The organism is Spirosoma sp. 48-14, assembly GCF_001898575.1.
Taxonomy (GTDB): domain Bacteria; phylum Bacteroidota; class Bacteroidia; order Cytophagales; family Spirosomataceae; genus Spirosoma.
This window is the reverse complement of the sequence record NZ_MKUD01000086.1, coordinates 299227-325873: the sequence shown is the minus strand read 5'-3', so window position 1 is coordinate 325873 and position 26647 is coordinate 299227. Positions and strand designations below refer to the sequence as shown.

Sequence of the window (26647 nt, the reverse complement as noted above, 5' to 3'; positions counted from 1 at the left end):
AAGGACGGCCCTGGTCTTCAAAACCTGATCGATGTAGTGGCGTAAGTAATGGTTCACAGCCCTCTGAACCATGTTTATTTTAACTTATTATTGATCATTCACTGCAGTCATTTGCTATAGCTCTCTTTTTCAATTCAACGGGTTTTAGGAAACAACACTGGAAATACTCGTAACTTTGCCGTCCCATTAAACAAATGCAATTATGCCAAAGGCACAAATGAACACGGATAAGGGCACGATGCTCATCGAATTCTATGAGAAAGATGCTCCCAAAACGGTCGACAATTTTATTTCGCTGGCTAAAAAAGGGTTTTATAACGGCACTAAATTCCACCGGGTCATTCCAAACTTCGTTATCCAGGGTGGTGATCCAACAGGCACAGGAGCAGGTGGACCAGGCTATGCTATTGATTGCGAACTAACGGGTGATAATCAATATCATGATCGGGGTGTCCTGTCGATGGCGCACCGTGGGCGCAATACGGGTGGATCGCAATTTTTTATCTGCCACAACCGCCAGAATACACAGCACCTCGACCGCAACCATACTGCTTTCGGTAAGGTGGTTGACGGGTTGGATGTCATAGACCAGATTCAGCAGGGTGATAAAATTCAAAGCATCACCATACTCGAAGATTAGGTTCGAATACTATCAAAAAGCCTGATATGTCGATCGACATATCAGGCTTTTTTTGTGCCATTTCACAAACAAACAGCGACAAAAACTATATTTACAATAGACTTACTATATATTATACATTTTTTAATATATAATTAATTATCTATTTTTCAAATAAATATATCTACTAACCTTTTTTCAAGTTTACGCAAGGTGATAAAAATGAAAATACTACTACCCTACCACCCGACCTATGGTCTTCTATTGCTTCTACTTTTAAATTTAGGTAAACTATTTGCCCAGGCTCCAGCGAACCTTACAAGTGATGTTTCTTTGACAGCACCAACTGAAACTGACTTTGGTCCGTATGGCTTTTTCTCGTCTACCTCACAAATAGTGGCCGCATTTAACAAAGCACGACGTGCCGAAGAAACCCAATTAGGTTTGGCCGCTAATTCGCTGGGCAATCTCACGCTTCCATCCAGCTATGCAACACTGTCTGATAATCAACGTGCGCTCTACTTAATCAACGCCGAACGAACTGCCAGAGCGGGTATCAATTACGGCAGTGGTTCGGTACTAGGTAAACCTTTGGAAGGCATTGAAACGAACCTTGACAATACAGCCCAGAATTGGGCCAATTATCTGTATAACAATAATCTATTTACACATACTATACCCGGTTCTGACCCTTTTCAGCGAGTTGCCGACACCTATGCGACTAACTGCGTACAACGTAATGGCTCAGGGCAGTATACGATGGGCCGTTCTGAAAACATCTACTACGCCTGTGGCGGTTCTGCTACCTATGCCGTAGAACAGGCTATTTTTAGCTGGCTCTATCGGGACTCAGGCTCCTCCTGGGGGCACCGGGAAGCGGTTCTCATCCAGAATGTGGATGCCAGTGGCCATACAGGGTATGTGGACGACCGGGGAGCAACGGGTAACGAAGGCTTTCTGGGCATGGGTGTCACTACAGGCTCCAGTTACACCGCCTGTGGATCGAATCCGGTTCGGCTTGTTGTCCTGAATATTGCCGACCCCAGCAGCGATGCCAGTTGTGCCTTTTCGCTGGAAAGTAATCCTTTACCTGTAAGTCTGTTATTCTGGAAAGGTACAGCCGACGAGAAAACCGTTAAGCTTGAGTGGGCCACCACCTGGGAGAAAAACGCTGATTACTTTTTAATACAGCGTAGTACCGATTTAAAGGTGTTCGACAATGTAGGGAAGGTACAGTCGAAGGGCACAACGCAGGAAACGCAAGCCTACACCTTTGTAGATGAAACACCCGCTTTGGGGCATAACTATTACCGACTCGTACAAACCGACCTGGATGGAAGCCGAGAAACCTCCCGTATTATTTCCATTTATCGCCCTGCTAATGACCTATCCGACCGATTGACCGTGTACCCTAATCCGGTTGAATCGAATGCACCGTTTCGGCTTCTATTACCCGAAAAATCATCGGTCGATGTTCGTCTATATAATCTTCTTGGCTTCGAAATACCCATCAATCTGTCGCGAGCTAATGATCAGGAATTAATCCTTCAACCTACTTACGCACTTCCTTTTGGGCTTTATTCGCTGGTCATTGTTAAGGAGGGCCAACAACAGCAAACGCAGTTGCTTGTTAAATAACCCTGTACAATTCAGGGCACTCAAAAATGACAAAATGCCACCTCTAGCACGAAGAGGTGGCATTTATGTTTAGGAATAGTCTGTAAGGTTTATAGTTCCAGAATTTTGAACTCCGTTCGGCGGTTGCGCTGGTGTTCTTCTTCCGTTTTGGCGTTTTTTACGATAAGCTGCGTCTCGCCATAGCCTTTGTAGGTAAGCCGGTCAGCGTCGATACCCTTCGATACGATATATTCTACCGCCGACTTAGCCCGATTCTGCGACAGCTTCTGGTTATAGGCATCGCTAGCGCGGGCATCGGTATGAGAACCCAACTCAATTTTCAGGGTTGGATTATCCTGCAAAATCGTCACCAGTTTATCGAGTTCGACCGCAGCATCCGGGCGGATATTATACTTGTCGAGGTCGTAGTAAATATTCTCTAGCACAAACGTTTTGTTGAGCGTTGCCTTATCGAGCAGCAGATCGACGGTAAAGGTCGTGTCGGTTTGCGGTTTGGTCAGGAATATCTGCGGAATGCTTCTGCCCTGCATCGTGAACTGCTCCCGACGAGTAAGATAACCTTTCCGCTGCGCCAGAACCGTATAATCTTTGCCTTCCTGCAAGGGGTATTTTCCGAATGTACCAGGCTTGTCCGTTACAGCTTCGCCAATCGGCTGGCCTGTAGCATCATCAATGACTTTCACCGTTGCCGAGTCAAGCGGAGTAATAGGCGTTTCATTCGTAGAGATCGTACCAGCAATAAAGTAATGAACGATTTTGGGTGCGTTGGCTGGAGGATTCTGCACAATTGTGGTTGTATCCGTATCAGGCCCTTCCTGGAAAAAGTAAATATCGTCATCGCCCTTACCACCCGACCGATTGGAAGCCATAAATCCTTTGTTCGGATCGGTATAGATCAGGCCAAAATCGTCGGCGGGGGAGTTGATGGGCTGGCCCATGTTTTCCACGCGTGTAACCCCGCCCGAACGGGTTGCTACAAATACATCCAGCTTCCCTAGGCCCGGATGCCCATCCGACGCAAAATACAGTTTCGCATTCGGCCCTACGTAGGGAAACATTTCGTCACCGGGCGTATTGATATCGCGGCCCATATTGACCGGACGGCTAAACCGCCCCGATGCGTCGATACTGGTCCGGTACAGGTCGATTCCCCCGGCTCCACCAGCCCGGTTCGAAGCAAAATAAAGCGTACGGCCATCGCCCGAAAAAGCGGGTGAGCCATCCCAGGCTGTCGAGTCGCTGATGGGCAATCGTAACGGTTGGCTCCATACGCCCCCCTCCCCTAAGCGACTAATATACAAATCGACATCCAGGCCACCTTTGCGTTTGCCATTATTGCCCCGCGCAAAAACCATCGTTTTCCCGTCTTTCGTAAACGCAGGCGTTCCTTCGTTTACATCACCCTGAAACACATTTGTGCTAAAGGGTTCGGGAGCAGGCGACGTTCCGGTTTCGTCGGGCTTCTGGTTGAGCTTGGTTTTGTATAAGCCGAGCATAGGCTGCCCGTTGTTTTTATAGAGCTGCTCTTTCCGCGATGCCGTAAAAATCAATTCCTCCCCTCGTACTACGGGCGCAAATTCGGCACCGGGCGAGTTGAGGTTATTCATGTTGCGCAAGGTAATCAGCGACTTATTTTTAGCAATGATGTCGATGGCCTTCAAGGTTTCGACCTCCCGTTTCGCCTTATCCAAAGTCGCTTTGGCCGTGTTTTTCGGGGCATTGGTAACAAACTCCTGCAATTGCTTAAGCGCTTCGGCGTAATTCCCCTGTGATTTCAACGCATAAGCATAATTGAATCGGGCAGTTGGTTCGGTCGTATTGGCCTCAATGGCTTTCTGATAATAAGGCGCTGCTTCGCCAAAACGGTTCGAAAGCCGGTACGACTCCGCCACGTAGTAGTTCAGCCGGGCCGGATCAATAGTGCCTTTACTGGCTTTCTCAAACTGAGTCAGGGCCAGATTATATTCTCCCGCATCGAAGTGGCGAACGCCTTTTTTATAAGACTGCATGGCCGAGTTACAGCCTGACAAACCCAGGGCCAGACCTAATACCACCAGCAGCGCAGACGACGTAATGGTTTTCATAGAGGTTAGTGAGCAGAACTTTCCGCGCCCAAGATAACGCAAATTCAGGCGGGTCTTACTTTTAACGAATATAATCCACAAAATATTGAAGATTGTTTGGTATGTCCATCAACAAACCGAGCCTTTCCTTAGCGCGTGTTCTACCAAGCCACGGAAAGGCCTTTTATAATATCCCCTGCTGTTTCCTGAAATCTCTGGGCGATAGACCCGTCTGTTTCTTGAAGAGTCGGGAGAAATAGGCCGGATCTTTGAAATTCAGCAGGTACGATACCTCCGATAACGAGCAGGACGTATTGAGCAGGTACTTTTTGGCCTCGGCCGTCAGATAATCGTGTACCAGTTGTAAGGCTGATTTGTTGACAATCGACTGGCAGATCCGGTTCAGATGAACGGTTGTGATATGGAGTTCGCGGGCGTATTGCTGAATGCTCTTCGGCTCATGAACCGACTGGCGAATCAATTTCTGAAAGGAAAGAAAATACGTTAGGGTTCGATTGTCCGACTTCGGCGCAGGTGCTTCGGAACGCAGACTGGTGCGATACAAACTAATCAGCAATAACTGCGTCAGATGCTCCAGTATACCTTGTTTCTCCGGCTGATCGGTTTCCAGTTCCCGAATAATTCGGTCTTTTAGCCAGTGTATATCATTGAACGAAACCCCTGAATCCTCGAACGTTACCTGTTGAAGTTGACTCAGTCCCAGCCGAATGTGCTGCGAGTCGCGAAGAAGCTTGTCCAGCGATGACTCCGACAGGGTAAACACTTCGCCATCCATGCCCGCCTGAAACGCAAACCCATGCAGGGTATTGGCCGGAACCATCAACACACAAGGCGGTCGAAGCGTAACCCGCCGTTGTTCTGATAGAACAATCCCACTCCCTTCCGTAAAAATGAATAATTGGTATAAGTCGGTATGTAAGTGCTGATCGATTTCCCAACCATATAGTTTACTACGAACAGCCAGTAACTCATGATGGATAAAATTCTCCGGGAAGGGCAATCGGTGATCGCCATATAACCCTTTATAGTTTTTAAGCCCTTGGCGGTTCATGTTCTAAAAAGACAACTATCTGCCCGAATATCGGATTAATGTTCTGTTTGTACAAGCTTGTTTTAGAATCATCCAAGAAATTATTGCACCATCCCCATAGATTTGTCCTCCCGCATAGACCACCGAACCAAACCCGACATGGAGCCAAACATCGTTGAACCGGATAAGCCTGCTACCGCATCTGGCCTTGATCAATCTGTCCCGTTGAGCAACCACCCCCTGCACCTGTCGCCGGCGTATAAATCCACGATTCTACGGAGTCCAACTCGCCCGTTGATGCTGGTGCCCGATCAGATGAAAAACCTGCGGATGCCCGTTTTTGGTGATTCCTGCATGGGCCCTCTAGACAATGACCTGACGAAAAACGCACGGAAAAATGGGGAACCCATTGGCGAGCGGATTAAAGTGGCGGGGCGCGTGCTGGATGCGTCGGGACGGCCGTTGCCGAATGTGCTGGTCGAAATCTGGCAGGCCAATGCCGCTGGTCGGTATATTCACAAAGCAGAGATCCACGACGCCCCCCTGGACCCCAACTTTTTAGGAGCCGGACGTTTGCTCACCGATACCGAAGGCCGCTATTCGTTTTACACCATCAAGCCGGGGGCTTATCCCTGGGGCAATCATTACAACGCCTGGCGCCCAAATCACATCCATTTTTCGGTAATTGGCCCCCACCTCGATCAACGGCTAATCACACAAATGTATTTCCCGGGCGATCCGCTGTTTGCCTATGATCCTATTTTCCAGTCGGTTCCGAAACACGCCCGTGAGTTACTGATCGCCAGGTTCAGCATGAACTGGACCGAGCCGGAATTCGCCCTGGCGTATGAATTCAATATTGTGCTGAATGGCCGAAATCAAACCCCGTTTGAGTAAATGACGACCTTACCCATCACCCCTTCGCAAACGGTAGGCCCTTTTTTCGCCTATGGGCTGACGGCCCATCAATACGGCTACGACTTCAACAGTCTGGCCGAAGGAGAGCTTGTAGACCCCATCGCCCATTCGGCAGAACTGATTTACGTATCCGGGCAAATTTTCGATGGCAATGGCCAACCCGTTTCCGATGCGATGATCGAATGCTGGCAAGCCGACACTCAAGGCCAATACAGCACAAAACCCATTGCCTACCCTCCCCATCAGGCCAGCTTTACCGGGTTTGGCCGCTTAGGTACCGGTACGACACGCACGAATCAGTTTACGTTTACGACCGTCAAACCGGGTTCTACTGCAACGGATTCAGCACCGCACATCAACGTCATTCTGTTTCTGCGCGGTTCGTTGCGAACGCTCTATACCCGGCTTTATTTTTCCGACGAGCCAAAAGCCAACAATCAGGACGCTTTACTCCATTCTGTCGACGCAGAACGGCGCCATACACTCATCGCGAAGAAGAGCAGGGAAGGGCATTACCAGTTCGACATTCATCTACAAGGTTCCGACGAAACCGTATTTTTTGACTTATAGCCTGTTAACGCTGTGCTGGCCGACTCAATTTTCACGACTCCGCTAATGGAATCCCTTTTTTCGGACACTGCCGAACTGAGGTTGATGCTGGCGTTCGAGTCGGCACTGGCCACGGCCCAGGCATCGATGGGGGTTATTCCTGCGTCAGTGGCTGAAACCATCAAGAATTGTTGTGCCGAAACCGACTGGGATATCGAGTCGATTAAAACCCAGACGCTGCTGGCAGGTAACCCGGCCATTCCGTTCGTTGACCAGCTCCGGCAACGCGTTCGCCAGAAAAGCCCCGAAGCAGCCCAATACGTACACCAGGGCGCAACCAGTCAGGATGTGATCGATACGGCGTTAATGAGCCAACTACGTCAGGCGATTGATCAACTGAAGGCCGATCTGGAAGAACTCATTAATCAGCTAACAAAACTTCGGCAAACGTATCAGCATACGCCAATGATGGGCCGGACTTTATTGCAGCAGGCGCTACCCATTACCTTCGGCGACAAACTAGCGGGCTGGCTCAGTGGGCTATTTCGCTCCACCGAGCGTTTAGATCGGGTTCGTCAGGAATGCCTGGTAATACAGTTGGGCGGTCCGGTTGGAAATGGGCAGTCGTTCGGAGCGCATTATCGTACGATTTGCGAATTGATGGCTGCGGAATTAGACCTCGGCACGACCGCTACGGCCTGGCATACACAACGGGATCGGCTGGCCGATCTGGCATCTACACTGGGCATTTTAAACGGGTCACTTGGCAAACTGGCAAACGACATCATCCTGCTGATGCAAACCGAAGTCGGTGAAGTTCGGGAAGGGGCTGCCGAAGGCAAGGGTGGCTCATCGTCCATGCCGCACAAGCGAAACCCTGTAACCTCTACGTTTATGGTGGCTATTGCGCACCGGACACCCTATCTGGTAGCCAGCCTGTTAGGCGCAATGAACCAGCCTCACGAACGAGCTGCCGGAGCCTGGCACAGCGAATGGCCGGTTATCCGGGAACTAGTTAAACTCACGGCTGCCAACCTCCACCATGCCAACGATCTGATCCGTACCCTCGACGTCGATACCGCCCGGATGCAACAAAACCTGACTACTCAACCCTGACAATGGCTTATCTACAGATAAACGGAAACCTAGTCCACTACCAGCTCGAAGGCCTGGAGCAAGGGCCTGTTCTGCTTTTTTCCAATTCGCTGGGCTCTGATCTGACCATGTGGAACGATGTGGTGGAGCCGTTACGGTCTCATTTTCGGATTCTGCGCTACGATACAATCGGACATGGGCAAACCCCACCTTCGCTGGAACCCATCAGTATAGCCGATTTAGGACAGGACGTGCTTGGCTTACTAGACGCATTAGGCATCGCGAAAGTGCACTTTTGTGGCTTGTCGATGGGTGGGCTGATTGGACAATGGCTGGCAGTTCATCATCCCGACCGAATCGACAAGCTGGTTCTTTGCAATACAGCCGCCAGAATCGGAACCGTTGCAGCCTGGAATGACCGTATTAACACCGTTAGTCAACAGGGTATTTCGTCCATTGCTGATGCCGTACTGAACCGTTGGCTGACCGATGGATTTCAACAGGCAAATCCAGAATCGACAGCACGCTTGCTAACGATGATTAAGGCAAACACAGCCGAAGGTCATGTAGCGTGCAGTGCAGTTCTTCGGGATACGGATTTACGAGCAACTATCCACCACATTACGGCTCCTACGCTCATCATTGCGGGCACCTACGACCCGGTGACGACCGTTTCCGACGGCCAGTTTATGCAGCAGGAGATACCGAACGCCAAGCTTTGCGAATTATCGGCGGCTCATATGTCGGTCGTTGAAAAGGCCGATGAAGTGGTGCAACTCCTGCTGGCGTTTTTAGAGGAACCAGCCACCCAAAGCGAGTCATTAGCATCGGGATCGCCCACGCAGAGCACGTATGAACAGGGCATGACCGTCCGGCGGGCCGTTCTGGGCGATGCACATGTCGACCGGGCCAACGCCGGCCTTACCGATTTTACTGCTGATTTTCAGGATTTCATCACCCGCTATGCCTGGGGCGAAATCTGGACCCGACTCGGTTTAACCCGTCACTCCCGTAGCCTGATTACGTTGGGGATGCTGATTGCCCTCAATCGCGAAACAGAATTCAAGATGCACGTTCGGGCGGCTTTCAACAATGGCGTCACCCTCGACGAACTGAAAGAAGTCATTATGCACTCAGCTCTGTATTGCGGACTACCAGCCGCGAATGCCGCTTTTCAGGCTGCCCAGGAAATTATAAATGAACGCCAGCTATGAATCACCACACGCAGGTAGGCATCATCGGAGCGGGTCCAGCCGGACTACTGTTAGCCCAGCTACTGCATCGGCAGGGGATTCGGTCGGTTGTGCTGGAAAATCGATCACGGGAGCGCGTCGAAAGTCGTCAGCGGGCGGGTTTGCTCGAACAGAATACAGTAGACGTTCTCCGACAGGCAGGTGCGACGGATCGACTCGACCGGGAAGGACTTGTGCATGATGGTGTTATTCTGAGCTATAATGGCCAGCGTCATCGCATCGACCTGGCCGAACGAACGGGCGGCTCCCACGTAACGATCTATGCTCAGACCGAACTGGTAAAAGACCTGATTCAGCTCCGACTGGATGCAGGTGGCGACCTTCTGTTTGAAGCCGAGGCCACGGCCATTGAAGGTTTGGAAAGCGAGCAACCAACCATTCAGTATACTTACCAAGGAGAAACGCACACCCTCACCTGCGATTTTGTAGCGGGTTGTGATGGCTTTCACGGTATTTCCCGCTCAACTATACCAGCCTCACTAACTACCGTTTACGACAAAACGTACCCTTATTGCTGGCTAGGCATTCTGGCCAAAGTTCCCCCCTCGACCGACGAACTTATTTATGCGTATCATGAGCGAGGTTTTGCCCTGCACAGTATGCGTTCGCCCGAAATATCCCGACTATACGTGCAATGTTCCGTAACCGACACCCTCGACGACTGGCCCGACGAACGCATATGGGCCGAATTACAGATTCGGCTGAGAACGACAGGCTGGACATTGACCGAGGGGCCTATTCTGGAAAAAACCATTACACCCATGCGTAGCTTCGTGAGCGAACCCATGCAATTCGGGCGGCTGTTTCTGGCTGGCGATTCGGCCCATATTGTGCCGCCAACGGGCGCAAAAGGGCTGAATATGGCCGTAGCCGATACAGAGCAACTTTTCAATGCCCTGATGAGCTGGTATCGGGAAGGCAGTTCAGCGGATTTGACTAATTACACCGATTGCTGTATGCGTCGGGTTTGGCGGGTTCAGGAGTTTTCCAATTTCATGACCGAACTGCTGCATCACAATCCAGAACGATCTTCGTTCGATGCCCATTTGCAGACATCCCGATTCAACCAGCTAATCACTAGTCGAACAGCCTCTACGCTCATAGCCGAAAACTACGTTGGTTTAGCGGCCAGGCAGGCAAGTATGCAAACGCAAGAAGCACTACACCCACCTACCCTTTCTGAACGATGAAAACAGTCCCAATCCTGACACTAACTCAGGCGGCTGCGTTAGTACGCGATGGCGATACGCTTTTACAGGGCGGCTTTGGCATGACGGGCAACCCTGTCCATTTAATGCACGCCCTGGCGGAGTTGGGCACTAAGAATCTGACATTTATCGGCAATAATACGGGCGAAACAGGGCTTGGTGGCGGGCGGCTATTACGAAATGGTCAACTCAAAAAGCTGATCGGCTCCTTTTTCACCTCCAATCCCGATGCCGTTAAAGCCGCCCAAAGTGGTCAGGTTGAATACGAATTACTACCCCAGGGCACGTTGGCCGAAGCCATACGGGCCGGAGGGGCTGGTATCGGAGGTTTTTATACGCCCACATCAGCAGGCACCCCATTGGCACAGGGTCGCGAAATAAAAGTTATCGACGGCGTTGAGCACGTGTTTATCAAAAGCATTCGGGGCAATGTGGCCTTCATTCGGGCCTGGCGAGCCGATACGGCGGGTAACCTCCAATACCGCATGACCGAAAACAATTTTAACAAGGCGATGGCAACAGCCGCTAATCTGGTTATTGCGGAAGTAGAAGAGATTGTACCTGTAGGGCAGATTGCGCCCGAATGTGTGCATACACCCGGCTGCTTTGTCGATTATCTGGTGCAAGCCACGTTAAAGCCGGAAGATCTGGGCATGTCGGCATCCGTATCGTCGTCCAAAAAAGTCGATGAGGTACGAATGAACATGGCTCGTCGGGCATTGGCCGAACTGAAGAAAGGTGATGTGGTCAACCTGGGCATCGGTATCCCAACCCTCGTCGCCGATCTGATCACCGACGAACAGGGTATCATGCTTCACACCGAAAACGGCATGTTGGGTGTAGGCCCCGTTCCGGCCGACGGCGGTGGGGCGATGGATTATCCGGTCAATGCCGGAAAAATTCCGGTAACCGCCCTGAAAGGCAGTAGCTACTTCGACAGTGCCGACTCGTTTGCCATGATTCGGGGTGGCCATATCGACGTAGCCATCATGGGCGGGTTGGAAGTTGACGAAGCCGCTAACCTGGCGAACTGGGCTGTTCCCGGCAAGCCGTTACTAGGTGTTGGCGGGGCGATGGATCTGGCCAAAGGAGCTAAACGGCTGATCATCACCATGACCCATACGAACCCCGACGGTTCATCCAAGATCGTGCCGCAGTGTACGCTTCCGCTCACTGCTACTGGCGTAGTCGATCTGGTCATCACCGATTTAGCCGTATTTGCCTATCCTGATGGGCAACTAACCCTGGTAGAACTCATGCCTGGTGCCACATTGAAGGACGTAAAGACGAAAACAAGCGCGAATTTTTTAATGAGCGAAAGAGTGAAAGAGTGAAAGAGCGTGTTGGCCGGATGGCTTTCACTCTTTCACTCTTGCACTCTTTCGCTCTTTCACCTATGAACGAAGCTTATATCATCGACGCCATCCGTACCCCGATTGGAAGTTTCGGCGGTAGCCTCTCGACCATTCGGGCCGACGACCTGGCGGCATTACCGATCAAAGAACTACTCAAACGCAATCCTGGCCTGCCACCCGATGCGGTCGATGACGTGCTACTCGGCTGTCATAATCAGGCGGGCGAAGACAACCGGAACGTAGCCCGAATGGCGCTGCTGCTGGCCGGTCTTCCCTACACCGTTCCAGGCGAAACTATTAATCGGCTGTGTTCGTCGGGCATGTCGGCAGTGATTCATGCCAATCGGGCAATCAAAGCAGGTGATGGGGATGTGTTGATTGCCGGAGGTATGGAGCACATGACGCGTGGCCCATGGGTGATGTCGAAAACCTCCAAACCGTTTGGCAACGACGCCCAACTGTTCGACTCCAGCTTTGGCTGGCGATTCATCAATCCTAAAATGCAGGCCCTATATGGTACGGATGCGATGGGTGTAACGGCCGAAAATCTGGTTGACCTGTACAACATCAGCCGCGACGATCAGGACTTCTTTGCGTATCGGTCGCAGCAAAAGGCTTCCCACTCCCAGCAATCGGGAAGATTATCGGAAGAAATCATGCCTGTTGAGCTTCCTACTAAAAAAGGAGCGCCATTGCTGTTTGCCTACGACGAATTTGTGAAGCCGAATACCACACTGGATGTTCTGGCTACACTGAAACCTGCGTTTAGGAAAGAAGGAGGTAGCGTAACGGCCGGAAATTCAGCAGGCCTGAACGACGGGGCAGCCGCCCTACTCATTGCATCGGAAGCCGCCATCAGTCGGTATCAGTTCATTCCAAAAGCCCGCATTGTTGCATCGGCCGTAGTGGGTGTAGAGCCGCGTATCATGGGAATTGGTCCTGTACCCGCTACTCAGAAAGCGTTAAAAAAGGCCGGATTGACGCTGGCCGATATTGACGTGATTGAGCTTAACGAAGCCTTTGCAGCCCAGTCGCTGGCTTGTACCCGGCAGTTGGGCCTGGCTGACGACGACCCCCGTATCAACCCCAACGGAGGTGCCATTGCACTGGGCCATCCGTTGGGCATGTCGGGTGCCCGACTGATTCAAACAGCAACGCTTGAATTACAAAAGCAGCAAAAACGCTATGCCCTTGCCACCATGTGTGTAGGCGTCGGTATGGGCTACGCCATCATTCTGGAACGAGTGAGTTAAGAAAGCTATGAAACGCCAACTCTTTATCCTGCTTGCACTAATTGGGTCAATCACTGGCGCACTCGCCCAGAAACCCCAGCGGTACGACATCCCACAGTTGGAACTTGTCTGCGAACTACGTGTGAAAGTCGGGGCTCCTTATGTGGTTGGGGAAACCCCTCATGGGTTGCGTCGTATCATCCCTATTACGGGAGGTACGTTTGAAGGCCCCCGTATTCAAGGTGAAATCCTGCCCGGAGGGGCCGACTGGCAAATCGTCCGAAAAGATGGCGTTGCCGAGCTAGAAGCCCATTATCAGCTCAAAACCCTCGATGGGATCACAATCTACATCACCAACACAGGCCTTCGGGTTGCAACGCCCGAAGTGGCTGCGCGTATTGGTCGTGGCGAACAGGTGAGCCCCAGCGAATACTATTTCCGAACGGTGCCCAAATTCGAAGCGCCAGTTGGTAAATATGAGTGGATGAACAATGCCATTTTCATCGCTACGGCAGTTCGGAATCCAGATAACGTGCTCATTACCGTCTGGCAGGTGAAATAAGCGTTGTCATTGATCGATTAAACCTCAAGCAATGAATGACTCCAACAACATGGCTGCACTAGTAGAAATCGAGCAGGATGGCGAACTGCTTTTTGTCAAACTGAACCGCCCACAAAAGCGAAACGCGGTAAACGATGCGCTCATTCTGGCACTGGAAGCCGTATTCTCCGACATGCCAGACGGGGTAAAATGTGCGGTGCTCCACAGCGAAGGCGACCATTTCAGCGCTGGGCTCGACCTGTCTGAATTGCAGGAACGGGACATTATTGAAGGACTGCACCATTCGCGCATGTGGCACCGGGTACTCGACAAAATCCAATTTGGGAAGGTGCCGGTCGTGGCCGTGCTAAAAGGAGCCTGTGTGGGTGGCGGACTCGAAATTGCGTCGGCCTGTCATATTCGGGTAGCTGAAGCCAGTACGTTTTACGCCCTACCCGAAGGGCAACGGGGCATTTTTGTGGGTGGTGGTGCATCGGTCAGGCTTCCCAAACTAATAGGTATGGCTCGTATGGCAGATATGATGTTTACGGGACGGACGATCTCGGCCGAAGAAGGGGTCTGGATGGGATTTTCTCAGTACGTGACCATGGCTGGGGAGGGGCTTGAAAAAGGGATTGAACTGGCGAAAAGGATTGCCCAGAACGCTCCCATGACCAATTATGCCCTCATGCATGTACTCCCCCGTATTGCCGATTCATCGCAATCGGAAGGATTGCTGATGGAAAGCCTGATGGCTACCATTGCCCAGTCATCGCCCGAAGCCAAACAACGATTAACCGATTTTCTGGAAGGACGAGCCAAGAAAGTCGGGCAGTGAGCCGACTCGACCACGATTGTATCGCGGACGATCGACCAATAAACCCAATACTGCAAACCCTAAACCCAATGACATCTCCTTACAAAACCATTGAATTCGGACCGACGACTACCCGAAAAGAGGTTGATGCTGATGGCTGCATCCGGTTAGAACTGGAACAGCCACTGGGTGCTTACCCTGCTAAACCAGGCGAAAAGCTACGCTATTGGGCCACTCACCAGCCCGAGGCTACCTTTCTGGCTCGTCGCGGGGCGGATGGAGAGTGGATTCGTTTATCGTATCGGACTACGCTGGATCAGGTAAAAGCCATTGCCCAATACCTGTTAAATCTGAACATCAGCCCCAATGAGTCGATCGTCATTCTGTCGGAGAATAGTCTCGAACATGCGTTACTGGCGTTGGCGGCTTTGCATATTGGGGTTCCTTACAGCCCCATTTCGCCACAGTACTCGCTTCTATCAACCGATCTGGGGCGGCTAAAGCATTGTTTGCAAGTGATGACGCCCAAAGTTGTTTTTGCACAGAATGAGACGGCCTATGCCCGCGCCATTGCGTTAGCGAAATCGCTTTTCCCGGAAGTCCTTATTATCACAGCCACACCCGGCAATGAGACCGATTTTTCTGAGCTACTGAACACGCAGCCAACCGATACCGTCGATCAGGCATTTGAGCAAGTTACGGCCGATACGGTTGCCAAAATCCTGTTCACATCCGGTTCGACGGGCTTGCCGAAGGGCGTTATCAATACCCACGGTATGTGGTGCGCCAATTTGCAGCAGATTACGCAGACGTTTCCGTTTATGGCTACCGAGCGCCCCGTTTTCATCGACTGGCTTCCCTGGAACCACACCTTCGGGGGCAACCACAACGTCGGGCTGGCGCTCTACAATGGTGGCTCGCTGTACATCGACGATGGTAAACCGACTCCGGCCGGTATCGAAACAACGGTGCAGAACCTCCGGGAAATTTCACCAACCGTTTACTTCAATGTCCCCAAAGGCTTCGAGATGCTGATTCCCTATTTTGAGCGCGAACCCGCCCTGCGAGAAACCTTTTTCGCCCGACTTTCCATGCTGTTCTATGCGGGAGCCAGTCTGGCGCAACCGATCTGGAACCGACTGGAAGAACTGGCTGTCGAGACCATTGGCGAGCGAATTCCGATCATTACAGGCCTGGGTTGTACCGAATCGGGACCATCGGCCCTTTTTGCCAATTGGGGAGGTAGCTTTTCGGGTTTATTAGGTGTACCCGTTGCCGGTATGAGTGTGAAACTGGTGCCCGACAATGGTAAATTGGAAGCTCGTTACAAAGCCCCAAACGTAACCCCCGGCTACTGGCGCAATGCCGAGGCCACTCAAAAAGCGTTTGACGACGAAGGGTATTACAAAACGGGCGATGCCGTGAAATTTCTGGATGAGGCCGACCCCAATAAAGGACTTGTTTTCGACGGACGCATTGCGGAAGATTTTAAACTATCGACCGGCACCTGGGTCAACGTAGGAATACTGCGTATGAAAATAATTGCGGCAGGTTCGCCCATTGTGCAGGATGTCGTCATTGCCGGACTCGACCGGGATTATGCCAGCGCCATCCTTTTCCTGAACACTGATGCCTGCCGGAAGCTAGCCAAGCTTTCTCCTGATGTCCACTACCGGGAGGCTTTTCAGACAATGGCCGTAACGGATTTTGTCGACCAATTGCTTGGCAAACTCAATGAAACCGCAATGGGCAGTGCCGATCGCATAGGCAAAATGATTATCGCTCACGACCCACCCTCCATCGACACAGGTGAAATAACCGATAAAGGCTCTCTGAACCAGCGAGCCATTTTAGCCAACCGACCGCACTTGATTGAACAGCTTTATGATAATGGATAATGCAAAATGAACAATGGCTAATTAGTCTTTTATCCATTATCCATTATCCATTTACTTAATTACCAACCTATAACATTCTTAAATCCTAATACCGAATGAAAACTCCCCCTTTTCGTGCCGACCATGTGGGTAGCCTCCTGCGCACCCCGGAAGTAAAAGAAAACCGCCTGAAATGGAAAAAAGGCGAGATTACGGCCGATGAGCTACGAGCCATTGAAGATGCCGCGATTGCCGAAACCGTTAAAAAACTGGAATCGACCGGGATGCGCTCGATTACCGATGGCGAGTTCCGCCGGGATTATTTTCACCTCGATTTCCTGAAAGAACTGGCTGGAGTTTCGGTAACGGGTGGCATTGAAGCGAATCCAAACGCGAAAGTAGCCTCAGATGGATTTAAACCGCCTGTGCTCAGTGTAACGGGCAAGCTCAAACACGTTAAAGATATTCAGGTCGCCGATTTCAACTTCCTGAAATCCGTTACGACGCAAACGCCCAAAGTCTCGATTCCGTCGCCCACCATGATTCACTTCCGGGGAGGCCGGAAATCCATCGACATTGAATCGTATCCCGATATGGATGAGTTTTTCCATGATCTCTCTGCGGCCTATCGGGAAGAAATCGACCATCTGTATCAGGCGGGTTTACGGTATCTACAACTGGACGATACGAATCTGGCGTACCTCTGCGACCCCAAGATGCGAGCGGCTGCTATTGAACGGGGCGAAGACCCGAACCTGCTTCCTAAAACCTACGCAGCCCTGATCAATTCCGTAATCGATGGGCGGCCCGACGACCTGACCGTAGGCATTCACCTGTGCCGGGGCAATTACCGCAGCACCTGGTTTGCCGAAGGAGGGTACGAACCCGTAGCCGAAGTTCTGTTCAACGAAATCAATGTCGATGCGTATTTCCTTGAATACGACGACGAACGATCTGGCGATTTTGCACCGTTACGATTTGTGCCGAAAGACAAGATGGTGGTTTTAGGAATCATTTCGTCGAAAGTGCGTGAACTGGAAGATATTGATGACCTCTGCAAACGCATTGACGAGGCCGCTCATTATATGCCTTTGGATAACCTTTGTGTAAGCCCGCAATGCGGCTTCTCGTCAACGCACCACGGCAACGATCTGACGTATGACGACCAATGGCGCAAAATTGAACTGGTCGTCAATACCGCCCGGAAAGTCTGGGGAACAGCGTAAATCAAGATACTACACCTCATGAAAGCACTGCTGAGTTTACTCGTTACCTTATCCCTCATCAGCCAGTCGTTCGCACAAAGTCTGGTAGCAAAAATCGATTCGGGCCGTATCGATGGGGCGCGGTATGTGATTCTGTTTCCGCAAAACTGGAAAGGGAAGCTGGTTATGTATGCACATGGCTATGAGTTTATGGGCGCACGTCCGTTGCAGAGTCAGAATCCTGGCTTTTCCAATAACATGAAGCCCTTTCTGGAACGCGGTTTTGCCGTGGCTGCGTCCGATTACCAGTACCAGGGGTTTGCGCTACCGCAAGGTGTGGATGATACGGAAGCCTTACGCAAGCTCTTTGTTAAAACCTACGGCAAACCCGATTCGACGTTTATGGTTGGGCATTCGATGGGCGGTGGCGTTAGTGTGGCTACCATCGAAAACTTTGGCGCCAACTACAACGGTGGGCTACCCCTCTGCCCACTTTCGAGCCGACCGTATTTGCAGTGCCGGAAAGAATTCGATATGTATGCTACGTTCAATGGGTTGTTTCCGGGTATTGTAACCTCGCTGACCGACATTTTCGATCTGTCGAAACCGTATCAGGCCCAACCGATTCAGGCTATGGTAACAAAAGCCAAGGCCATACGAACGGCGATTCTGGCTAAAGATTCGGTGCTGGCCGTTGCCTTTGCCAAACGCTTTGATCTGCAACTCGACGACCTAGCGTTTTCGCTGTTTTTCAATGAAAATGTTCTGCGCGACCTGGCCCAGAAAGCAAAAGGCAACCCGTTCGATAATACCAATACCGTTTACAGCGGTTTCCCAAACAATCTGGAAGTCAACCAGAAAGCCGAACGACTGGCGGCAACGGCTAATCCCAATGCGATCTTTGCTAAGTACGACCGAACGGGCAACATCAATAAACCTGTACTGCTGATGCACACCCTCTACGACCAGTTGATCCCTCCCACTTATGGCGTTGTCAACTTCGAGAATATGGTGCATCAGCAGCAAAAAGACGCCTACTTTACCGTCAAGTACACCAACGGGCGAGGGCATTGTCAGTTCACCCCGCAACAAACCGCCCAAGCGTTCGATGCGCTGAGAAACTGGGTCAAAAGAGGTAAAAAACCAACCGCAGGCTTTATAAATTGAGTGAATGAGTGATTGAGCGATTGAGTGAATAAAAAATCAGGCGTCAGCTATTCACTCAATCGCTCAATCACTCAATCGCTCATTTACTCTTTAAAAAATGATCGATACCCGTAAAATCGTCGCCATCGACGTTCATACCCATGCCGAAGCTTCCTGCTGGCATCCGCACGATGACTTTCGGCCTGAACTCGACGAAGCCTTTGCCAAATACTTCAAGTCGGATAAACGACCGACCATTCAGGAAACGGCCGATTATTACCGGGCGCAGAATATGGCCTTCGTCATGTTCACGGTCGATTCGGAGTTTAATGTTGGGAAGCGCCGGATTCCGAATGAAGAAGTAGCCGAAGGGGCCCGCAACAATCCCGATGTGATGATTGCCTTTGCCAGCATCGACCCGCATAAAGGGCGTATGGGTGCCCGCGAAGCCAGAGATCTGATCGAAAATCATGGCATTAAAGGCTTCAAATTTCACCCGACGGTGCAGGGATTTTACCCAAACGACCGCATGGCTTATCATCTCTACGAGGTTATTGCCGAATATAAATTGCCGATGCTGTTTCATTCGGGACATTCGGGGTTTGGTTCGGGAGTACGCGGAGGTGGTGGGCTTCGGCTGGAATACTCGAACCCGATTCACCTGGACGACGTAGCCATCGACTTTCCCGACAACCCCATCATCATCGCCCACCCAAGCTGGCCCTGGCAGGATGAAGCCCTTTCGGTAGCCATGCACAAGCCCAATATTTACATCGATCTGAGTGGCTGGTCGCCTAAATATTTCCCGAAGCAGTTGGTGCAGTACGCCAATACGTTGCTGAAAGACCGAATGCTGTTCGGTACAGATTTCCCGCTGATCACACCCGAACGCTGGATAAAAGATTTTCACGAAGCCGGTTTTCGCGACGAAGTAAAGCCCCTGATCCTGAAAGAGAATGCCATAAAGCTATTAGGCTTAACCTGAGCGCCTAGATCCTAAACCCAATCTCCTTTGACCAATGGAAGTTAGCCCCAAAACTCTGATTGACCAGCAACCCATCACGCGGCTACAATACACAACGGTATTGATCTGTTTTCTGATGAACATGCTCGACGGCATGGACGTAATGGTGATTTCGTATGCGGCACCAGCCATTGCCAAAGGCTGGAAGTCGAGTCCCGAAGCCCTAGGCATCGTGTTCAGTTCGGGACTGTTCGGGATGACCTTCGGTGCGTTGATGCTGGCTCCGTTTGCCGATACCCTCGGCCGGAAAACCATGATCCTGATTAGTGCTGTCATTATGGGTTTTAGCATCTACCTGACGGCCCAGTCTACTTCGGTGCTTCATTTGATTGGATTTCGCTTTGTGAGTGGCTTGGGCATTGGCAGTATGCTGGCCAGTACGGCGGCTCTGGCGGCTGAGTACACGCCCGACAAAACCAAAGATTTCTGGGTAAGTTTCGCCATTGGCGGCTATCCGGTTGGGGCGGTTCTGTCGGGGTTAGTAGCAGCTCGTGTCATTCCGGAATCGGGTTGGCAAACGATGTTCCAACTGGCAGGTATGGCTACGCTTGTAGCTCTTCCCATCATTCAGTTTTTCCTGACCGAATCGCTGGAATTTTATCTGAAGTCGCAACCAACCGATGCGCTGGTAAAGGCCAATGTGATTCTGGACCGGATGCGGATGAATACCCTATCGGTGCTGCCTCCCAAACCCACCCGACGGCAGGGCATCCCGCTTACGGCAGTTCTGGATGGCGAATACAAAACCCCGACGATTCAGTTGTGGATTGCTCTATTTCTAGCCTTTGCGACGCTGTATTTCCTGACAAGCTGGATTCCGAAACTAGCCTCCAACGCGGGTCTTTCCATTGAATTAGCCATTTATGCCGGAACGGTGTTCAACGTAGGGGCCTTTTTTGGCATTGTTACACAGGGCTATTTTTCAAGCCGGATTGGCCTCAAAAAAACCATTGGTATCTTCCTGATTATGACGGGCGTGCTGATGGCCATGTTCGGGTTATTTGTGGGATCATCGTTGTTGTTGGTTTTATTTGGGCTATTGGGTTTCGGCATCCAGGGTGGCTTTGTTGGTTTGTATGCCGTAGCCGCCCGGCTCTATCCAACAGAGTTTCGGACAACGGGGGTGGGCTGGTCAATCGGTATCGGTCGGTTAGGAGGCATTATTGGTCCCGCTGTTGGGGGTGTGCTGATTGGCATGGGGTTATCGATGGTCACGAACTTTCTGATTTATGCTGTTCCTACCATCTTCGCTGGCATCATGACGTTATACATTTCGTCGAAAAAGATTCGGTAATGCGGGTGGAAACCCGTAGTTTTTAATCAAATTGCGGGTTTCCACCCGCATTACTGTGAAGGTGATTCTCATGTTGGTGCATGACTGAAGTCATCGTTGAAAAAATTGCTTCCCGGTACTTTTATGGTTGACTAATCAGCGCCCAAAAAGCGTTATACTATTATCATGGAAACCATTCTGGTACCGGTCGATTTTTCGAAGAACTCAGAAAATGCGCTGCATTTCGCCAGTAATCTGTCGCAAAAGCTACAGGCTCGGCTTATTGTTTTTAATTCGTTCCACAGCCACCACACCAGCGCTTATGTATCGGCCAACTCGTTTGACCACGAAATACAGGCGGTAAAAGAGCATACCGATCAGAAGTTAAAAGACTTGTACGCCCGTGTCGGCACTAGCGACACCTTTCCAAGTCCTGAATTTATCAGTAGCGATACGGCTTTTCATGAAGAAATGCTTCGTCTGGTGGCTGAAAAAGGCGTTGACCTCATTGTGATGGGTACTCAGGGTTCGGGCAGCCGACTAGAGGGCAAGTTGTTTGGCACCAATACCTCCTGGATAGTCGAACATGTGAAATGTACAGTAATCGCCATGCCGGACAACCAGCCATTGGAACCCCTGCGAACCATTGTCTATGCCAGCGATTATCTACCAGGGGATATCGACAATCTTCAAAAACTGGTACCGATTGCGCAGGCATTCAACAGCAACATCACAGTTATCCACATTACCAGAGACGAATCGGATGAAGCTGTGAAAACACTGGCAGATTTTGAACAGCAGGTGAACGCCGAAGTTGGTCCTTCCAACATCCGCTTCCGACTTGTCAAAGGAACGAGCGTCGAAAAAACACTGGAGCAGTATCTGGACGAAAACAAAGTGGATTTGCTGGTCATGTCGGCTCACCAACGCAGTTTACCCGAAAAGCTCTTTGGCAAAAGCATGACCAGGATCATGACGCTTTATTCGCACATTTCCCTAATGATTTTCCATCAAAAGGCAGAATCCTGACTACACCCGATGCCGTTTTCTGTTGTGGTGTCAGATGCTTTCATCTGACAAGCCAGGTTTCTCAAAACCTAATCTAACGCAATAGGTTTTGAGAAACCTAGCTTGTCGGTTATTAGTAACCGACATCACGAGACACTACAAAGAGGACGCTTGCCAGCTAAAAAACATCAAACTAACTCCGATGCCGCTTTTTGAACTGTAGCGGGTTTTCGCCGGTTACGCGCCGGAAAATTTTAGTAAAATACGACAGGCTGTCAAAACCACAGGCAAAACAGGCTTCCGATACCGTTCGGTCAACCAGCAATAATTTCTGCGCCTGATTGACCCGGTATTGATTCAAAAACTGCGTAAAAGTCAGGTGAGTCATGCGTTTGAAGTATCGACAAAAAGCGGCTTTAGTCAGATTAGCCACAGCTGCTGCTTCATCGACCTCGATTTTGCGGCCATATTGTTCGGCAATAAATTGATTGACCTTTTTCAGCCGGAGTTGCTCCGTCAGATTGTATGCATTCGTGACGGCCTCACCCTGTAGCGATGTCCATTCGGTACTGGTAGCCAGTTGTTGAAAAATAGCCAGCAGTTTCATCAGTCGCTCGAAGGGCGGTAACTGAGCCAACTGCTTCAACTGTTCACCCACTTCCTGCTTGGTCTGCCCGTAAAACGAAACCCCCGACCGCGCCCGTTCGAATAGACCTGTAATCGCATTGAACTCCGGGGCCTGCCAAAGTGTATCGCCCAGAAAATTCTGTTTCAACTGCACAACTACTTTCTGATGTTCCGTTTGAACGCCATAATCGAAATTGAGGTGCGGAATATTGGGGCCAATAAACACCAGGTCGCTGCCTTCGTATCGCGAAATATGATCACCCACATGCCGAGTGCCACTCGCTCCTTCGATATACACGATTTCGTACTCAGGGTGATAATGCCAGAGAAACACCTCACTCAGATGGGGCGTCAGCAACAGATGAAATGAACTGTTGGCATCGGGGTTAATTTCCTCTAAAACGACCTTCAATGTGCTTTCTTTTTGCCAATAACTACCTCACTTATCTAAAAAATGGGGAACCAAGAGCAATATAGTGCAAAAACTGGCAATTTCTGTCCTAACACGTCGCTAAGCAGTCCGACTAACTTTGTTACAACTAAAAACACCAAAAATACAAACCAGCTATGGAAGCGACGCAAACAATGGCCCCGACGATGATTCCGAACAACGCCCATAAAGAGATTCCGGGCAACCCGTCGACGGCTACCAGCAGCAAACTCAAACTGAGCGACCGCTCAAATGGGAAACCACTCCGTGTACTATCGGAAGAAGACTGGCAATTCTGGATTACCAACGGCTACGTAATTATCAAACAGGCAGTGCCGAAAGAAAACGCCGAGCGGCTGGCAGCGCTTCTGTGGGAGTTTGAAGAAAAAGACCCTACCGACTCCAGCACCTGGTATGCCCCACCCCGCGCCGAAATGAAGATGAAAGAACTGACGGGTAGCGGCATGGTTGAACTCTACAACCATCAGTACGAGTGGGACAATCGGCAATACCAGCGCGTGTACGATGCTTTTGTGGATATTTGGGGCACCGAAAAACTTTGGGTCACCATCGACCGGGCTAACCTGAACTTTCCGCTACGCCCCCAGGATACGTTCAAAGGCTTTATTCATTGGGATTACGACCCCGAAACCCGACCCCAAAACGTACAGGGCGTACTAGCACTGGCCGATCAGACGGACGAAAACATGGGTGGCTTCCAATGCATTCCTGAACTGTATCGAACCTACGATACCTGGAAACTTACCCAACCTGCCGACCGAGACCATTTTAAACCCGACACAACAGGTTTCGAGCTGGTAAAGGTAAAGATGGAAGCGGGCGACCTGCTCATTTTCAACAGTACACAACCGCACGGTATCCGGCCCAATCGGTCGGCCGACAAGGTGCGGATAGCCCAATACATCTCGATGATGCCTGCCGAAGAAGATAACGAAGCGCTACGTCAATGGCGAATCACCTCCTGGCGCGACCGTGTCGCTCCCGAAGGCTACGCTTTCCCCGGTGATCCGCGCGGCTGGGAGAAAACCCGCTATAAAACCGCCGAGCTAAGCCCACTGGGCCGTAAACTGCTGGGGCTGGATAAGTGGGAATAAATTTTGTCAAGGCTGGTCAGGATTGTTAAGGAATAGTCAAGCATTGTTGTAGATTGTCAATGTTTGACCGTTTTCCTTCCGTAGCCTGTGTCCTCACAGGCCACGGAAAGGATTCGTATTAACAACGGAAAACAGAAGAGGGTATACTTACACCGTCTGCGAAAAGAGCCGGGTTTGTGGGTTAGCGTAGTTCAAGCGCTCATCAAACGCCATACAGATGTTTCGTAGAAACGGGCGCCCTTCCGGCCGGACTTGTAAACCTTCGGCCGTGTAATCGATCAGGCCGTCGAGCCAGAACGCTTCCAGCCGCGCTTCCAAGGCCTCCCACTCCCGTTTCGACCAGTTGCCCAGGTGCCAGTTGGTTTTTCCTTTACACATGATGTTCAGAATCTGCCGACGCAGAAACTGGTCTTGATCATCCAGTACATGCCCACGTAATAGGGGCAATTCTCCGGCTAACACCCGATTCATATACAGGTCGACATCTTTCTCGTTCTGGGCAAAAGCCGTCCACACATCACCAATAGACGATGCACCCAGGCCAATCAATACCTGAGTTTGTGCGGTTGTATAGCCCATAAAATTCCGATGCAGCGTACCGGCTTCCATCGACTTATAAAGGGCATCGTGTGGGCGGGCAAAATGGTCCATCCCAATTTCGACATAGCCGCCATCTTCCAGTAATGCCCGTCCCGTTTCGTAGAGAATACGTTTCTGTTCACCTGATGGCAAATCGTCGTCCCGAAAGCCCCGCTGGCCGTTTCCCTTGATCCAGGGCACGTGTGCATACGAGTAAAACGCAATCCGGTCGGGGCGAAGAATCAGCGTCTGGTAAATCATGTCGATGATCGAATTGGTGGTCTGGAACGGTAATCCAAACACCAGATCATGACTGACTGATGTATAGCCAATTTCGCGAGCCCAGTCCGTTACGCGTTTTACGTTCTCGACGGGCTGAATCCGGTGAATGGCTTTCTGCACAACCGGGTCGTAATCCTGAATACCAAAACTTACGCGCCGAAATCCGAAGTCGTATAATACCTGTAAGTGTTCGCGGGTCGTGTTGTTGGGGTGGCCTTCCCAGCCATAATCGGGCGAGTCGGTAGGTACAGCCCGGCTAAAAATACCCGTAAGCAGTCGTTTCAACTGATCGGGCGTAAAAAAGCTCGGTGTTCCACCACCCAGATGCAGCTCCGCAATTCGCGATTTTTCAGGCAGCAGATCGCAGTAGCTATTCCATTCGGCCAGCAGGGCATCGATATATGGACTTTCTACACCGTGGTTTTTAGTGATCCGCTTGTTGCAGCCGCAAAACGTGCAAAGGCTTTCGCAATAGGGTAAGTGGATATAAAGACTGATTCCCGTTTTGCCATTACTTACTGCAAAGGCCCGACGCAGGTTGCGTATCCAGGCAGTTTCGCTAAAGGTGGTTTCATCCCAGAAGGGCACAGTCGGGTAGCTCGTATAACGCGGACCGGGAACGTTGTATTTCTGAATCAGTTGCATAGCCGCAGGGGCGAGGAGCGGGGTGCAAGGTGCGGGGAGTTAGTATACAGATTTCAAAGATGAATAACTCACCCCCGCTCCCTGCACCCCGCCCTCACTCCTCGTATTTTTTGCAAATTTCCCTCCTCACTAACTTCCAAATACTGAGCCGTATCAGGCCATCTGCTGATGATTATCAGGGTATGCAGCCAATACCTGTGCCAATTTGCGTCCAAATTCTGAACGATGAATACGGCAACGATTTCCCCAACGGTCTGCTACCACTGTGGCAATGAATGTCTGGACGAAGACCTTATTTTCGATGATAAGCACTTCTGCTGCGACGGTTGTAAAACGGTATACTCCATTTTGAGCCAGCACCAGCTTTGCCAGTATTATGCCATTGAACCAGGAACTGACCGTCCGGGAACTACGCAAACCGCTACTGTTGCCCAACAAACCCGTCTGGAATTTTTAGACCACCCCGACATCGTTGCTCAATTACTGGAGTTTTCGGGCGATTCTGTTGCGAAGGTCACGTTTTACGTACCCACCATACACTGTAGTTCGTGCCTGTGGCTGCTGGAGCATTTATACCGGATTAACCCGGCTATCCAGCAGTCGCGGGTCGATTTTCTGAAGAAACAGGTTTTTATTACGTATAACCCGTCGGAAATTACGCTTCGGCAGGTGGTCGAATTACTAAGTTCGATTGGCTACGAACCCCTGATCAGCCTGAACGATGTGGTGAAAGAAGGGCAGAAAACCTCCAACAGACCGTTTCTGTACCGACTGGGTGTGGCCGGATTCTGTGCAGGCAACATCATGCTGTTCAGTTTCCCGGAATACCTCGGCCTCGACGATGTATCGTTCAAACACGTTTTCGGCATTCTTAACTTACTACTGGCCATTCCGGTCGTTTTCTACTCGGCATCGGGGTATTTCGAATCGGTTTGGTCGAGCCTCCGTAAAGGGCTTATCAACATCGACTTACCGATTCTGCTGGGTATTCTGGTCGCTTTTTTCCGGGGAGCCTACGAAGTGTTGTGGCTTGATGGAGCGGGATATTTCGACTCGCTGACGGGCCTGGTTTTCTTCCTGTTGTGTGGCAAATGGTT

23 protein-coding genes are annotated in these 26647 nt (G+C 50.8%); 19 read left to right on the top strand and 4 right to left on the bottom strand.

Annotation, left to right across the window (positions count from 1 at the left end):
* Positions 1 to 202 precede the first annotated feature (202 nt).
* Together BGO59_RS35105 and BGO59_RS35100 are read left to right on the top strand one after the other, a co-directional pair.
* Positions 203 to 640, top strand: coding sequence for a peptidylprolyl isomerase (locus tag BGO59_RS35105; RefSeq protein ID WP_293692158.1), 438 nt, complete (start codon positions 203 to 205; stop codon positions 638 to 640).
* A gap of 201 nt (positions 641 to 841) precedes the next feature.
* Complete coding sequence (locus BGO59_RS35100; RefSeq protein WP_293692156.1) at positions 842 to 2257, top strand: hypothetical protein; 1416 nt, start codon at positions 842 to 844, stop codon at positions 2255 to 2257.
* An 89-nt stretch (positions 2258 to 2346) separates the two neighbouring features.
* Here BGO59_RS35100 and BGO59_RS35095 read toward each other — a convergent pair whose 3' ends face one another.
* Together BGO59_RS35095 and BGO59_RS35090 are read right to left on the bottom strand one after the other, a co-directional pair.
* On the bottom strand, positions 2347 to 4341 hold the full coding sequence (locus BGO59_RS35095) for an OmpA family protein (RefSeq protein ID WP_293692154.1): 1995 nt from the start codon (positions 4339 to 4341) through the stop codon (positions 2347 to 2349).
* A 163-nt stretch (positions 4342 to 4504) separates the two neighbouring features.
* The gene (locus BGO59_RS35090; protein ID WP_293692152.1) at positions 4505 to 5392 is read right to left on the bottom strand and encodes a helix-turn-helix domain-containing protein; all 888 of its coding nucleotides are present in this window, start codon (positions 5390 to 5392) and stop codon (positions 4505 to 4507) included.
* Between the two features lie 138 nt (positions 5393 to 5530).
* Between BGO59_RS35090 and pcaH the strand changes: the two genes are divergently transcribed.
* The 15 genes from pcaH (at position 5531) to BGO59_RS35015 (ending at position 21893) form a co-directional block, all read left to right on the top strand.
* Positions 5531 to 6268: a protocatechuate 3,4-dioxygenase subunit beta gene (gene pcaH, locus BGO59_RS35085; RefSeq protein WP_293692150.1), complete on the top strand. Its 738-nt coding sequence runs from the start codon at positions 5531 to 5533 to the stop codon at positions 6266 to 6268.
* Positions 6269 to 6859, top strand: a complete 591-nt coding sequence (gene pcaG, locus BGO59_RS35080) for a protocatechuate 3,4-dioxygenase subunit alpha (protein WP_293692148.1) — start codon at positions 6269 to 6271, stop codon at positions 6857 to 6859. It begins immediately after the preceding gene.
* Between the two features lie 12 nt (positions 6860 to 6871).
* On the top strand, positions 6872 to 7954 hold the full coding sequence (pcaB, locus tag BGO59_RS35075) for a 3-carboxy-cis,cis-muconate cycloisomerase (protein WP_293692146.1): 1083 nt from the start codon (positions 6872 to 6874) through the stop codon (positions 7952 to 7954).
* A 2-nt stretch (positions 7955 to 7956) separates the two neighbouring features.
* Positions 7957 to 9147 (top strand): 3-oxoadipate enol-lactonase, encoded by a 1191-nt coding sequence (gene pcaD, locus BGO59_RS35070; protein WP_293692145.1) that lies wholly within the window; start codon positions 7957 to 7959, stop codon positions 9145 to 9147.
* A complete protein-coding gene (locus tag BGO59_RS35065; protein WP_293692144.1) occupies positions 9144 to 10376 on the top strand; it encodes a 4-hydroxybenzoate 3-monooxygenase in 1233 nt (410 codons plus the stop codon). The genes pcaD and BGO59_RS35065 overlap by 4 nt, the downstream gene beginning before the upstream one ends.
* Positions 10373 to 11728 carry a 3-oxoacid CoA-transferase gene (locus BGO59_RS35060; RefSeq protein ID WP_293692142.1) on the top strand — a complete coding sequence of 452 codons (1356 nt, stop codon included), beginning with the start codon at positions 10373 to 10375 and terminating at the stop codon, positions 11726 to 11728. The genes BGO59_RS35065 and BGO59_RS35060 overlap by 4 nt, the downstream gene beginning before the upstream one ends.
* Positions 11729 to 11790: 62 nt before the next feature.
* A complete protein-coding gene (pcaF, locus tag BGO59_RS35055) occupies positions 11791 to 13002 on the top strand; it encodes a 3-oxoadipyl-CoA thiolase (RefSeq protein WP_293692140.1) in 1212 nt (403 codons plus the stop codon).
* 7 nt (positions 13003 to 13009) lie between these two features.
* On the top strand, positions 13010 to 13543 hold the full coding sequence (locus BGO59_RS35050; RefSeq protein ID WP_293692138.1) for a DUF3237 domain-containing protein: 534 nt from the start codon (positions 13010 to 13012) through the stop codon (positions 13541 to 13543).
* A 49-nt stretch (positions 13544 to 13592) separates the two neighbouring features.
* Positions 13593 to 14360 carry a crotonase/enoyl-CoA hydratase family protein gene (locus BGO59_RS35045; protein ID WP_293692136.1) on the top strand — a complete coding sequence of 256 codons (768 nt, stop codon included), beginning with the start codon at positions 13593 to 13595 and terminating at the stop codon, positions 14358 to 14360.
* A 68-nt stretch (positions 14361 to 14428) separates the two neighbouring features.
* A complete protein-coding gene (locus BGO59_RS35040) occupies positions 14429 to 16237 on the top strand; it encodes a feruloyl-CoA synthase (RefSeq protein ID WP_293692134.1) in 1809 nt (602 codons plus the stop codon).
* A 95-nt stretch (positions 16238 to 16332) separates the two neighbouring features.
* Positions 16333 to 17442, top strand: coding sequence for a 5-methyltetrahydropteroyltriglutamate--homocysteine S-methyltransferase (locus tag BGO59_RS35035; RefSeq protein WP_293692133.1), 1110 nt, complete (start codon positions 16333 to 16335; stop codon positions 17440 to 17442).
* 18 nt (positions 17443 to 17460) lie between these two features.
* Positions 17461 to 18588 carry an alpha/beta hydrolase gene (locus BGO59_RS35030; RefSeq protein WP_293692131.1) on the top strand — a complete coding sequence of 376 codons (1128 nt, stop codon included), beginning with the start codon at positions 17461 to 17463 and terminating at the stop codon, positions 18586 to 18588.
* A 97-nt stretch (positions 18589 to 18685) separates the two neighbouring features.
* Entirely contained in the window at positions 18686 to 19552 is an 867-nt protein-coding gene (locus BGO59_RS35025; RefSeq protein ID WP_293692130.1) for an amidohydrolase family protein, read from the top strand.
* A 34-nt stretch (positions 19553 to 19586) separates the two neighbouring features.
* Positions 19587 to 20885: an MFS transporter gene (locus BGO59_RS35020; RefSeq protein ID WP_293692128.1), complete on the top strand. Its 1299-nt coding sequence runs from the start codon at positions 19587 to 19589 to the stop codon at positions 20883 to 20885.
* A gap of 165 nt (positions 20886 to 21050) precedes the next feature.
* Positions 21051 to 21893 carry a universal stress protein gene (locus BGO59_RS35015; RefSeq protein WP_293692126.1) on the top strand — a complete coding sequence of 281 codons (843 nt, stop codon included), beginning with the start codon at positions 21051 to 21053 and terminating at the stop codon, positions 21891 to 21893.
* A gap of 172 nt (positions 21894 to 22065) precedes the next feature.
* Here BGO59_RS35015 and BGO59_RS35010 read toward each other — a convergent pair whose 3' ends face one another.
* Entirely contained in the window at positions 22066 to 22911 is an 846-nt protein-coding gene (locus tag BGO59_RS35010) for a helix-turn-helix transcriptional regulator (RefSeq protein WP_293692124.1), read from the bottom strand.
* Between the two features lie 155 nt (positions 22912 to 23066).
* On the opposite strand from BGO59_RS35010, the gene BGO59_RS35005 reads away from it, so the two are divergent.
* Positions 23067 to 24044 (top strand): phytanoyl-CoA dioxygenase family protein, encoded by a 978-nt coding sequence (locus tag BGO59_RS35005; protein ID WP_293692122.1) that lies wholly within the window; start codon positions 23067 to 23069, stop codon positions 24042 to 24044.
* Positions 24045 to 24191: 147 nt separating this feature from the next.
* Here the strand turns inward: BGO59_RS35005 and hemN are convergent, their stop codons facing one another.
* Positions 24192 to 25550: an oxygen-independent coproporphyrinogen III oxidase gene (gene hemN, locus BGO59_RS35000; RefSeq protein ID WP_293692120.1), complete on the bottom strand. Its 1359-nt coding sequence runs from the start codon at positions 25548 to 25550 to the stop codon at positions 24192 to 24194.
* A gap of 225 nt (positions 25551 to 25775) precedes the next feature.
* On the opposite strand from hemN, the gene BGO59_RS34995 reads away from it, so the two are divergent.
* On the top strand, positions 25776 to 26647 hold an 872-nt coding region (locus BGO59_RS34995), incomplete at its 3' end, for a heavy metal translocating P-type ATPase metal-binding domain-containing protein (RefSeq protein WP_293692118.1).